The following is an 11167-nucleotide window of genomic DNA, read 5'->3' as shown; positions in this document are numbered from 1 at the left end:
GCCCCGGCGACCGCCACCACCGGCGCGCCGACCGGCCGTCGCGCGCCCCGGCGGCATCCGCGCGGCGTTTGTCGGGCCGACCGCCGGGTAGCCCCTGCCGACCGTGCCGGCTACTGCGGAGGACAGAGATGATGGGACCCGGCGACTTCGGCACCGACCCCTGGGACGAGTTCCTGGCCCGGTACTTCGGCCGTGGCGAGGGCGGGCGCCGACCGCCGCACCGGGTCGACATCACTCGGCTGATGACCGCCGACGCACGGGAGATGCTGGCCGACGCGGCCCGGCGCGCGGCGCAGCGCCAGAGCACCGACCTGGACACCGACCACCTGCTCTGGGCGGCACTGCAGCGCGAGCCCCTGCGTGACCTGGTACGACGGGCCGGCGCCGACCCGGACACCCTGCTCAACGCCCTCGGCGGGCGGGGCGACGGGGCGCCCCGCGGCGAGGTGCCGCCGAACCTGTCGCTCACCCCGGCGGCGAAACGTGCGCTGCTCGACGCCCACCAGCTCTCCCGCGCGATGGGCGCCAACTACATCGGTCCCGAGCACATCCTCATGGCGTTGCCGCTCAACCCGGAGTCGCCGGCCGGCCGGATGCTCGCCGCCGGGCGGATCCAGCCCGAGTCGTTGCAGGCCGCGAACGCCGAGCGGGGACCGACGGCCGGTCCGCGGCCGGACCGCGGCACGCCGACCCTCGACCAGTACGGACAGGACCTCACCGACCTGGCCCACAACGACCAGATCGACCCGGTCATCGGCCGCGCCGACGAGATCGAACAGGCCGTGGAGATCCTCTCCCGGCGGACGAAGAACAACCCGGTGCTCATCGGCGAGGCCGGTGTCGGCAAAACCGCCATCGTGGAGGGGCTGGCGGAGCGGATTTGCGACGGCGACGTGCCGCAGACCCTGCTGGGCAAGCGGGTGATCCAGCTGGACCTGGCCGGGCTCGTCGCCGGCACGCGCTACCGCGGCGACTTCGAGGAACGGCTGAAGAAGGTGATCGACGAGATCCGGGCACACCGGGAGGAGCTGATCATCTTCCTGGACGAGATCCACACCCTGGTCGGGGCGGGCGGCGCGGGCAGCGAGGGCGGCATGGACGCCAGCAACATGCTCAAGCCGGCGCTGGCCCGCGGCGAGCTGCGGGTGATCGGCGCGACCACGCTCGACGAGTACCGCAAGAGCATCGAGAAGGACGCCGCGCTCGCCCGCCGGTTCCAGCCGGTACTGGTCCCGGAGCCGAGCGTCGACGACACCGTCGCCATCCTGCGCGGGCTGCGCGACAGGTACGAGGCGCACCACCAGGTGCGGTTCACCGACGAGGCGCTGGTCGCCGCGGCCGAGCTCTCCGACCGGTACGTCACCGACCGGTACCTGCCGGACAAGGCGATCGACCTGATCGACCAGGCCGGCGCCCGGGTCCGGCTGCGCACCCGCACCCCGGCCGCGGACGTGCGGGACCTGGAGCGGCAGCTCGACGAGGTACGCCGGGACAAGGAGCAGGCGGTCGCCGACGAGAAGTACGAGCGCGCCTCCGCCCTGCGCGACCGGATCGGCGAGCTGGAGGATCAGGTGCGGCGGGCGCACGGCGAGGACGGCAACGGCGGCTCGCAGGTGCCCGAGGTGGGCCCGCAGGAGATCGCCGAGGTGGTGTCCCGCGCCACCGGCATCCCGGTCGCCCAGCTCACCGAGGAGGAGCGGGACCGGCTGCTGCGCCTGGAGGGGCACCTGCACGAGCGGGTGGTCGGGCAGGACGACGCGGTCTCCGCGGTCGCCGAGGCGGTTCGCCGCTCCCGTACCGGTCTGGCCGATCCGGAGCGGCCGATGGGCAGCTTCCTCTTCCTGGGCCCGACCGGTGTCGGAAAGACCGAGCTGGCCCGGGCCCTCGCGGAGGCGCTCTTCGGCGAGTCGGACCGGATGGTCCGGGTGGACATGAGCGAGTTCCAGGAGCGGCACACGGTGAGCCGCCTGGTGGGCGCGCCCCCGGGATACGTCGGCTACGAGGAGGCCGGGCAGCTCACCGAGGCGGTACGTCGCCGCCCGTACGCGGTGGTGCTGCTCGACGAGATCGAGAAGGCGCACCCGGACGTGTTCAACATCCTGCTCCAGGTGCTCGACGACGGGCGGCTCACCGACGGGCAGGGCCGGACCGTCAACTTCAAGAACACCGTCCTGATCATGACGAGCAACCTCGGCTCGGAGCTGATCACCGGCACCCAGCGGGCCGTCGGCTTCGGCGCGGGCGAGCCGGGCAGCGAGCAGGAGAGCGACGAGCTGCGGGAGCGGCTGATGCGCCGGCTGCAGGAGAACTTCCGGCCGGAGTTCCTCAACCGCATCGACGAGGTGATCATCTTCCGCCGGCTGGAGGCCGCGCAGCTGCGCGACATCACCGAGCTGCTGCTGGAGGAGACCCGCCGCCGCATGCACGCCCAGGACATCGAGGTGGACTTCACCACCGCCGGCGTCGACTGGCTCGCCGAGCACGGCTACCAGCCCGAGTTCGGCGCCCGGCCGCTGCGCCGCGTCATCCAGCGCGAGGTGGACAACCAGCTCTCCCGGATGCTGCTGGCGTCGGACATCTCGCCCGGCCAGAAGGTCACCGTGGACGCCCGCGACGGCGCCCTCACCTTCGACGTCGGCGCCGGCGAGCGAGGCTACCGCGCCGCCACGACGTCGCATCCGCGATGAGCCGGCCGGAGACGCCCGAGCCGGAGCGTCCGCCCGGACCGGAGCAGCCACCCGGGACCGAGGAGTCCCGGGAGGAGACCGAGCACCCCGAGCGGATCCAGGCCCGCCCCACGGCCAACCCGGCCCGGGTCCGCATGCCGGCGGAGGGCTGGCGCCGCAAGACCGACGAGGGGGACCCGGAGACGTCCGGGCCACCACCCGGAGAGGAGACCTGATGGTACGCGAGCAGCGGCTCGATCCCGAGGTTGAGGTGCTCTGGGACGACTTCCACGCCCAGGTCAACGTCCCGTCCGAACAGCTGCGTCAGTGGCTGCTGACCCGCGGCTCGGGCGAGGAGGCGTTCGGCCCCGACCCGGACCTCAACCTGCCGGAACCGGGGCGGCAGATCCTCAAGGTGCTGACCAAACGGAAGGTCGACCTCACCCCGGAGGACATCGAGGTGATGCGGGACGCCGTCGACCGGATCCAGTCCCTGGTGGACGCCCGGCCGGCACGCGGCAACGCCGACGACGAGTGGCGGCACTCCCTGCTGGACCTCGGCCACGACATCCTGGTCGAACGCTGAATCCCGGTCGAACGCCGACCGGCCCGCCGCGGCCCCGCCTCAGGTGCCCTGGTCCGACTCCAGGCTGCCCAGGGTGAGCCCGGCGGCGTCGGCCGCCGCCTCCCGGTCGGCGCGCATCCGCTCCTCGCGGGTCAGCAGGCTGGCGTACTCGGTCACCTCCGCCGGCCCCGGCACCTCCGGCAGCCGGCGCAGAAAGGCCTCGAGGTCCTGGGCGGCGGCGGTGTGCGCGGCGGCGGCGCGGCGCAGCAGCTCACGGTCGTCCGCGGCGGGAGAAACGTCGGTCATGGGGCCCTGATACCCGTCGCTACGCGGTTCGCACCCCGTTCGCGTCGGCGACCGGGCCCCGCACGACCGACCGGCGGGCGCCGAACTCCGGATTCGCCACCAACCAGGCCAGGTACGCCGGGTGCGGGGCCAGCGAATCGTCGTAGGCGGCCTTCGCCGTCTGCAGCACCAGCTCGGCGGCCCGGGCCGCGGGGGAGTCCGGGTGCCAGCCGAACATCAACCGCCAGCGCAGCGGCACCCCCGCCAGCCGGCGGGTGACCAGCCCGGCGGGCGGGCGGAACGTGGCCTGGCAGAGCGCCACCGCCTCGCCCGCGTCCACCAGGTCCACGCAGCCGCGCACATCCGTCTCGTACACCTTCCGCGGCGCGAAACCCGCGCGGGCGCACGCGGCCGCGAAGCAGTCACCGAAGCAGCCGTCGCCGGGCGCCGCCACCCACTGCTCGTGCCGCAGATCCACCAGCCGCACCTCCTCCCGCTCGGCCAGCGGATGGGACTCCGGCAGCAGCACCAGCACCGGGTCGACCGACACCTCCCGCCAGCTGAGCCCGCACTCCGCCGACGGGCTGGAGTCGCCGCAGACGCCGGTCAGCACGAAATCCAGCCGACCACCCACCACCAGCTGCGCCAGCTCGTCCACCGACCAGGACGCATACGTGGTGATCTGCGCCTGCGGCTGCTCCGCCGCGAGCCGGTGCACGAGCCGGCCGAGAATGGGGCTGTTCACCCCACCGAACCGGTACCGCCGGGGCGCGTCCGCCGCCCCGGCGAGGCGGGCCGCCTCGTCCTGCAGCCCCTTCATGGCGGGCAGCAGCACCCGGGCCCGGGCGAGCACCAGCTCGCCGAGCGCGGTCGGCCGGGCCCCGCGGCGGTCCCGCTCGAAGAGGGGACCGCCCAGGGTGCGTTCGATGCGTTGGAGCTGGGCGGTGAGCGCCGGCTGGGCCAGGCCGAGCGTCGACGCCGCCTTGGTCACGCTTCCCGTTTCGGCGATCGCGCACACCACCCGAAGATGTCGCAGCTCCAGATTCATACCGTGACGGTATGACCCCGCTCCGGTTGGCGGAAGAGCCGGATGGATCGGCGATTGTGGATGAAGGTCGCCGGTCAGCCGCGCGGCTGCTCCGGAAGGTCGGCCAGGTACGTCGGCCTCCCGCTGACCGCGTCACGGACCTTGTCCACCACGCCCAGCGCCGGCTCCACGACCCGGTTCCACGGCGGGGTGGCCGGGGTGTCCGGGTGTGGCCGGGTCGGCGCGGCCTCCTCGGCGATCTCCAGGCGGTTGCCGAGCCGGATCAGTTCCTCCTCGGTCGCCACCCCGCGCAGCTCCGTGACCAGCGCGCCCACCTCCTCGACGTGGCGGCGGACCCGGTCGGCGACCTCGCCGAGGCCATCCCCGGCGAGCGCCCGCAAGGCGCTCAGCAGGACGGCGTCCGCGTCGAGGATCCGGTCCACCCGACCGGCCGCGGCGGGCAGCGCCGACCGGACCGCCGGCAGCAGGTACTGCTCCTCGGCGGAGAGGTGCCGGGAGAGCGCGGCCGTCAGCACCGCCAGCTGCTCGTCGGCGGCCGGGCCGGGCCCGGTGAGCCGCCCCACGAGCTCCAGCAGCTGCCGGTGCTCGTACTCGACGATCTCGGCGACGCTGCGACCACCGGGCCGGTAGCCCTCCTCGGGGGCGGGTGGCAACGGAGGCAGGGGAATGGTCATCGTGCTCTCCTCGTCTGGCCGGGGCGCGGATCGGGAACTGCGGTCGCGGGCGGCGGTACCCGGGGCGGCGCGCCGCGAAACCGTGCCCCGCCGCCCGCCCGGCGCCGGAGGTGGTGGCGTGCGACCGCCGCGCCGCCCGCGGCGGGTCGATCGGGCGCCGCGGCTGGTATGAAGAAGCGATGACGAGCGACGCCACCTCCGCCCGACCCGCCCTCACCGACGAGGTCGTCGACCTCTGCCGCGACCTGCTCCGGATCGACACCTCCAACACCGGTGACAACGACACCAGCGCGGGCGAGCGCGCCGCCGCCGAGTACGTGGCGGAGAAGCTCGCCGAGGTCGGCGTCGAGTCGCGGATCCACGAATCCGCCCCCGGCCGGGCCAACCTCGTCGCCCGGATCCCCGGCACCGACCCCGGGCGCGGCGCGCTGCTGGTGCACGGCCACCTGGACGTGGTGCCGGCCGACGCGGACGAGTGGTCGGTGCACCCGTTCTCCGGCGAGCTCCGCGACGGCTACCTGTGGGGTCGCGGCGCGATCGACATGAAGGACTTCGACGCGATGGTCCTCGCCGTCGTGCGGCACTGGCAGCGCACCGGCGTACGCCCCACCCGCGACATCGTGCTCGCGTACACCGCCGACGAGGAGGCGGGCGGCGACTACGGCGCACACTTCCTCACCCGCCAACACCGGGACCTCTTCGACGGCTGCACCGAGGCGATCGGCGAGGTCGGCGGCTTCTCCTACTCCGTCGACGACGCCCGGCGGCTCTACCTGATCGAGACCGCCGAGAAGGGCGTGGACTGGCTGCGGCTGCACGCCAAGGGGCGCCCGGGGCACGGCTCGATGGTCCACGACGACAACGCCGTCACCGCCCTCGCCGAGGCGGTCGCCCGGGTCGGCCGGCACCGCTTCCCGGTGGTGGTCACCCCGACCGTACGGACCTTCCTCCAGGAGGTCTCCGAGCTGCTCGGCATCGAGCTGGACCCGGAGGACCCGGAGGCCGCGATCGCCAAGCTGGGACCGATCGCCAACATCATCGGGGCGACGATCCGCAACACCGCCAACCCGACCCGGCTGACCGCCGGCTACAAGGACAACGTCATCCCCGGCCGGGCCACCGCCACCATCGACTGCCGCAGCCTGCCCGGCCAGTCGGAGCTGCTCGAGGAGCAGCTCCGGGCGCTGATCGGGCCGGACATCGCCATCGAGTACATCCAGCGCCAGCCCGCCATCGAGACCACCTTCGACGGTGACCTGGTCGACGCGATGTCCGCCGCGCTGCGCGCCGAGGACCCGGGCGCGCACCCGGTGCCGTACATGCTCTCCGGCGGCACCGACGCGAAGGCCTTCGCCCAACTCGGCATCCGCTGCTTCGGTTTCGCCCCGCTGCGACTGCCGGCCGACCTGAACTTCTCCGCGTTGTTCCATGGCATTGACGAGCGGGTTCCGGTGGACGGGCTACAGTTCGGCGTGCGGGTTCTCGACCGGTTCCTGCGTACCTGCTGACCCGCCTCCGGTTGCTGCGCCCGCGCGGCACCTCCCATCGTGAAGGGAACACCTCGCATGACCGACCAGCACGGTGAGCTGGACGTCGCCCTCGAGCGGGTGATCGACGCGGCCCGTCGCCACCTGTCCGCGGTACGCGCCGCCGACGGCCGCATCGACGACGACGACGTCTGGCAGGCGTACGTCGCGTTGAACAACGCCTCCCACGCCTACGACGAGCGCCTCCTGGACGCCTTCGGCGAAGTCACCCCGTGGGACGTCGAGGCGATCGACCCGGACGAGGCCGACGAGCGTTTCTCCGGTGGCGCCGAGAGCATCGAGGCCACCGACCCGCACCCGCGGGTGATCTCGGTACGCCAGCGCCGCGACTACCGGGTGCCCAGCGTCTCCGCGCTCATGCGGGTCGCCGAGGTCGCCCGCCGGGAGAGCACCCCGGAGGACGACGAACCGGCGCCCGTCGAGGGAGTCGGGGAGGCGGTGCTGGAGCTGCTGCAGAGCGGCGACGGCTCGCTCAGCGCGCTCGACATCCCGGAGCTGGAACCGCTCGACGGGGTGGTGATGGTCAGCGAGGTCGGCACCCCGGTCGACCTGGAGTCGTTCGAGGACGACGACGCGGTCGGCCCGTTCCAGCCGGCCGCCGACGACCGGCTGATCGGCCGCCTCGACGAGCACCCGTTCCTGGAACTCGACGACGAGCACGACCACGTCCACTAGGCGACACCGCCCCGGGGCCCGGCCGTGCGGCACCGGCCCCGGGGCGTACGCCGTGGCGGGCTCGCCTCAGTACGACAGACCCGGCTGCGGCTGGTTGACCCGGCGGCGGCGCAACATCACCTGCCGCGTGCCGTCCCGGAACAGCCGCACCCGGGCCAACTCCCATCCGGAGAACTCCGCCTGGATCGCCAGCTGCGCCGCGGCGGTCAGCCGGTCGACATTCGGTGGCAACCGCAGCGGCGCGTATTCGTAGTCCATGTGCCCTATGCTGCCCAGGCCGGCGGCGGTCCGCCACCCCCTGCGGGGTGATCAACGCCGCTGCCCGGGGCGCTTCGTGCCCACCCGTGGCGCCCTGGCCGGTTCGCCGCCTCAGCTGTCCCGCTCGGGGTAGCCGACCGGCACCGCCGAGACGTCCTCCAACGCGGTGATGATCTCCTCCGGCAGGGTCATCCGCTCCACCTGCAGCGCCCCGAGCAGCTGACCGACCGTGCGGGCGCCGAGGATGGGAGCCGTCACGCCGGGCCGGTCCCGCACCCAGGCCAGCGCCACTTCCAGCGGCGAGACGCCCAGCCCGCCGGCAGCCGTGGCCACCGCCTCCACGATGCTCGAGCAGCGCGGCTCCAGGTAGGTGGCGACGAACCGTTCGAAGTGCGGCGAGGCGGCCCGGGAGTCGGCCGGACGGCCGTGCCGATACTTGCCGGTCAGCACCCCCCGCCCCAGCGGGGACCAGGGCAGCACCCCGAGGCCGAGCGCGTCGCAGGCGGGCAGCACCTCCCGCTCCACGCCCCGCTCCAGCAGCGAGTACTCCACCTGGGCGGCCACCACCGGCGACCGCCCCGGCCAGGCCGCCTGCCAGGCCGCGGCCCGCGCGGTCTGCCAGCCGGAGAAGTTCGAGACGCCGACGTACCGGACCCGGCCGCTGGCCACCGCGTGGTCGAGCGCCGCCAGGGTCTCCTCCAGCGGGGTGTCCGGGTCGTAGCCGTGCACCTGGAACAGGTCGACGTGATCGGTGCCGAGGCGGCGCAGCGAGGCGTCGAGCGTACGCAGCAGATGGCCCCGGGAGTTGTCCCGGCGGCGGCCGTTACCCGGCCGCAGCCCCGCCTTCGTGGCGATCAGCAGCTCGTCGCGGGGGACCAGCGTGCCGAGCAGCGACCCGATCACCGACTCGGCGTCGCCGTCGCCGTAGACGTCGGCCGTGTCGATCAGGTTGCCGCCCGCGTCGAGGTAACTCTTCAGCTGGGCGGCCGCATCGTCGGCATCGGTGTCCCGACCCCAGGTCATGGTGCCGAGCGCGAGCCGCGAAACCGCCAGCCCGCTTCGGCCGAGCGGTCGCTGTTGCATGGGTGAACCTTATTTCGAACACGGCGCAACCGATATCCTCGCTCCCGTCATGTCTCCCGGGTTCTGCCGGTGTTCCTGCCGCCTGCGCGCCCGAATCCGCCCACCCCATCGCCTTTTCGGTGAGCCGGTGATCCAGTCGTTCACCCGCATTGCGTAACCTGATGCGACCTGTGGAGCCGATGGGGGAGGACCATTGCGACTCGGGCTCAGCCTCGGATATCAGACGGCGTGGAGCACACCGGCCGATCACCTGGCCCTCGCCCAGGAGGCGGACCGGCTCGGTTACTCGGTGGTGTGGGCGGCGGAGGCGTACGGCTCCGACTCGCCCAGCATGCTGGCCTGGATCGCCGGGCAGACCGAACGGATCGACCTGGGTAGCGCGGTGATGCAGATCCCCGCCCGCACACCCGCCGCCACCGCGATGACCGCGGCGACCATCGACGCGCTCTCCGGCGGCCGGTTCCGGCTGGGTCTCGGGGTCTCCGGACCGCAGGTCTCCGAGGGCTGGCACGGGGTCCGCTTCGGCAAGCCCCTCGCCCGCACCCGTGAGTTCGTCGACATCGTCAAGCTGGCCGTCGCCCGCAAGGAGGTCGCGTACGACGGCGAGCACTACACCCTGCCGCTGCCCGACGGCCCCGGCAAGGCGCTGCGGCTGAGCTTCCATCCGCCCCGCGACCACATACCCATCTACCTGGCCGCCGTCGGCCCGAAGAACCTCGAACTGGCCGGTGAGATCGCCGACGGCTGGCTCGCCGTCTTCTACGCCCCCGAGTTCGCCCAGGAGCAGCTCACCGCCGTGCGCGCCGGGCGGGAGCGGGCCGGCAGGGAACTGGCCGGTTTCGACGTGGTGCCGTCCGTACCGGTGGTGGTCGGTGACGACGTCGCCGCCTGCGCCGAACTGGTCCGCTGGTACGCGGCGCTCTACGTCGGCGGAATGGGCAGCCGGAAGCAGAACTTCTACAACCAGCTGGCCACCCGGATGGGCTACGGTGACGCCGCCCGCGAGGTCCAGGACCTCTACCTGGACAGGCGGCACCGGGACGCCGCCGCCGCGGTGCCGCAGGAGTTCATCGACCGTACGTCGCTGCTCGGGCCGAAGGAACGCATCGCCGACCGGTTGCGGGAGTACGCCGCCGCCGGGGTGACCACGCTGTCGGTCACGCTCTTCGTGGCGGACCGGGAGAGCGGCGTGCAGACCCTGCGTACCGTCGCCGAGGCGCTCGAACTTGCGGGAGTTGGCGAGTGACCTGGGTTGAGGCCATCGTCCTGGGCCTGGTCCAGGGGCTCACGGAATTCCTGCCGGTCAGCTCGTCGGGGCACCTGCGCATCACCTCCGAGCTCTTCTTCGGGCGCGACGCCGGCGCGTCCTTCACCGCGGTCACCCAGCTGGGCACCGAGGCGGCGGTGCTGATCTACTTCGCGAAGGACATCTGGCGGATAACCCGTACCTGGATCGTCGGGATCTGGGACAGTTCGGTGCGCTCCAGCCTGGACTACCGGATGGCCTGGTACGTGATCGTCGGCACCATCCCCATCGGGATCTTCGGCTTCCTGTTCAAGGACCAGATCCGCACCGCCGGCCGTAACCTCTGGCTGGTCGCCACGACCCTGATCGTCTTCGCGTTCGTGCTCGCCTTCGCCGAGTACTGGGGCCGCCAGACCCGCGCCCTGGAGAACTTCCGGATGCGCGACGGCGTCGTCATGGGCTTCGCCCAGGCCATGGCGCTGATCCCAGGGGTGTCCCGGTCCGGCGGTACGCTCACCGCCGGTCTGCTGCTCAACCTCACCCGGGAGACGGCGGCCCGCTACTCGTTCCTGCTGGCCATCCCGGCGGTGGTGCTGTCCGGCGTGTTCAGCCTCGGGGACGTGTTCGAACCCGCGGCGCCGGGCACGGCGGCCCCGACCGTCGCCATGCTGGTCGTGGCCACGATCATCGCCTTCGGCGTCGGGTACGCGGCCATCGCCTGGCTGCTGCGCTACGTCGCCCACCACACCCTGTACGTCTTCGTGCTCTACCGGGTGGCGCTGGGCACGCTGGTCCTCGCACTGCTGATGACCGGCACCATCAGCGCCACCTGACCGCCGACCCGTTACGCCGACGGCCGGCACCCCGCCTGGGTGCCGGCCGTCGTGCTGTTGCGCTGCCGACCGCTTGCGCCGCACTCCGTCTTGCTCTGCACCCGGATACGCGCCGCGCTGCTTCGGGTTCCGTTTCGGCTTCCGTTTCGTGGGGTGGGTATGCCGCTGGCCGGCGCCCGTGGTGGGTGCCGGCCAGCGGTCGGGTCGTGCTGTGGTGCTGTGTGGTTGTCAGCTGTTCCAGTACTGGGCGACGAGGTCGGCGGCCTGCTGCTCCCACTGGGCGTAGG

At 72.9% G+C, this 11167-nt stretch carries 12 protein-coding genes; 7 read left to right on the top strand and 5 right to left on the bottom strand.

Annotated features, from left to right (window positions below; translation table 11 throughout):
- Positions 1-128: 128 nt before the first annotated feature.
- From E1211_RS26070 to E1211_RS26060, 3 genes are read left to right on the top strand one after another with little or no spacing between them, the layout of a single operon-like run.
- On the top strand, positions 129-2687 hold the full coding sequence (locus tag E1211_RS26070) for an ATP-dependent Clp protease ATP-binding subunit (RefSeq protein WP_132351860.1): 2559 nt from the start codon (positions 129-131) through the stop codon (positions 2685-2687).
- Entirely contained in the window at positions 2684-2902 is a 219-nt protein-coding gene (locus tag E1211_RS26065) for a hypothetical protein (RefSeq protein ID WP_132351858.1), read from the top strand. Before E1211_RS26070 ends, E1211_RS26065 begins: the two co-directional genes overlap by 4 nt.
- Positions 2902-3252 carry a DUF3140 domain-containing protein gene (locus tag E1211_RS26060; protein WP_132351856.1) on the top strand — a complete coding sequence of 117 codons (351 nt, stop codon included), beginning with the start codon at positions 2902-2904 and terminating at the stop codon, positions 3250-3252. Before E1211_RS26065 ends, E1211_RS26060 begins: the two co-directional genes overlap by 1 nt.
- Positions 3253-3291: 39 nt before the next feature.
- Here the strand turns inward: E1211_RS26060 and E1211_RS26055 are convergent, their stop codons facing one another.
- From E1211_RS26055 to E1211_RS26045, 3 genes are all read right to left on the bottom strand, one after another.
- Positions 3292-3537 carry a hypothetical protein gene (locus E1211_RS26055; protein WP_132351854.1) on the bottom strand — a complete coding sequence of 82 codons (246 nt, stop codon included), beginning with the start codon at positions 3535-3537 and terminating at the stop codon, positions 3292-3294.
- 19 nt (positions 3538-3556) lie between these two features.
- Positions 3557-4564, bottom strand: a complete 1008-nt coding sequence (locus E1211_RS26050; RefSeq protein ID WP_132351853.1) for a LysR family transcriptional regulator — start codon at positions 4562-4564, stop codon at positions 3557-3559.
- Between the two features lie 74 nt (positions 4565-4638).
- Positions 4639-5238, bottom strand: a complete 600-nt coding sequence (locus tag E1211_RS26045) for a hemerythrin domain-containing protein (RefSeq protein ID WP_132351851.1) — start codon at positions 5236-5238, stop codon at positions 4639-4641.
- A gap of 179 nt (positions 5239-5417) precedes the next feature.
- Here E1211_RS26045 and E1211_RS26040 point away from each other — a divergent pair, with 179 nt between their 5' ends.
- The gene (locus tag E1211_RS26040) at positions 5418-6746 is read left to right on the top strand and encodes a M20/M25/M40 family metallo-hydrolase (protein WP_132351849.1); all 1329 of its coding nucleotides are present in this window, start codon (positions 5418-5420) and stop codon (positions 6744-6746) included.
- A gap of 57 nt (positions 6747-6803) precedes the next feature.
- Complete coding sequence (locus E1211_RS26035) at positions 6804-7460, top strand: hypothetical protein (protein WP_132351847.1); 657 nt, start codon at positions 6804-6806, stop codon at positions 7458-7460.
- Between the two features lie 66 nt (positions 7461-7526).
- On the opposite strand, the gene E1211_RS26030 is transcribed toward E1211_RS26035, so the two are convergent.
- Complete coding sequence (locus tag E1211_RS26030; RefSeq protein ID WP_039906151.1) at positions 7527-7718, bottom strand: DUF5703 family protein; 192 nt, start codon at positions 7716-7718, stop codon at positions 7527-7529.
- Positions 7719-7829: 111 nt separating this feature from the next.
- The gene (locus E1211_RS26025) at positions 7830-8801 is read right to left on the bottom strand and encodes an aldo/keto reductase (RefSeq protein WP_076473030.1); all 972 of its coding nucleotides are present in this window, start codon (positions 8799-8801) and stop codon (positions 7830-7832) included.
- Between the two features lie 193 nt (positions 8802-8994).
- On the opposite strand from E1211_RS26025, the gene E1211_RS26020 reads away from it, so the two are divergent.
- Entirely contained in the window at positions 8995-10047 is a 1053-nt protein-coding gene (locus E1211_RS26020; protein WP_132351845.1) for an LLM class F420-dependent oxidoreductase, read from the top strand.
- Positions 10044-10880, top strand: coding sequence for an undecaprenyl-diphosphate phosphatase (locus E1211_RS26015; protein ID WP_132351843.1), 837 nt, complete (start codon positions 10044-10046; stop codon positions 10878-10880). The genes E1211_RS26020 and E1211_RS26015 overlap by 4 nt, the downstream gene beginning before the upstream one ends.
- Positions 10881-11167: the final 287 nt, after the last annotated feature.

Source organism: Micromonospora sp. 15K316 (assembly GCF_004348525.1).
Classification (GTDB): Bacteria; Actinomycetota; Actinomycetes; order Mycobacteriales; family Micromonosporaceae; genus Micromonospora.
Note: the sequence above shows the minus strand (reverse complement) of the source record. Positions and strands in the feature narration are given on the sequence as shown.

Coding starts and splice junctions, on each gene's coding strand:
- E1211_RS26070 (WP_132351860.1), top strand. CDS start 129: ATGATGGGACCCGGCGACTTCGGCACCGACCCCTGGGACGAGTTCCTG.
- E1211_RS26065 (WP_132351858.1), top strand. CDS start 2,684: ATGAGCCGGCCGGAGACGCCCGAGCCGGAGCGTCCGCCCGGACCGGAG.
- E1211_RS26060 (WP_132351856.1), top strand. CDS start 2,902: ATGGTACGCGAGCAGCGGCTCGATCCCGAGGTTGAGGTGCTCTGGGAC.
- E1211_RS26055 (WP_132351854.1), bottom strand. CDS start 3,537: ATGACCGACGTTTCTCCCGCCGCGGACGACCGTGAGCTGCTGCGCCGC.
- E1211_RS26050 (WP_132351853.1), bottom strand. CDS start 4,564: ATGAATCTGGAGCTGCGACATCTTCGGGTGGTGTGCGCGATCGCCGAA.
- E1211_RS26045 (WP_132351851.1), bottom strand. CDS start 5,238: ATGACCATTCCCCTGCCTCCGTTGCCACCCGCCCCCGAGGAGGGCTAC.
- E1211_RS26040 (WP_132351849.1), top strand. CDS start 5,418: ATGACGAGCGACGCCACCTCCGCCCGACCCGCCCTCACCGACGAGGTC.
- E1211_RS26035 (WP_132351847.1), top strand. CDS start 6,804: ATGACCGACCAGCACGGTGAGCTGGACGTCGCCCTCGAGCGGGTGATC.
- E1211_RS26030 (WP_039906151.1), bottom strand. CDS start 7,718: ATGGACTACGAATACGCGCCGCTGCGGTTGCCACCGAATGTCGACCGG.
- E1211_RS26025 (WP_076473030.1), bottom strand. CDS start 8,801: ATGCAACAGCGACCGCTCGGCCGAAGCGGGCTGGCGGTTTCGCGGCTC.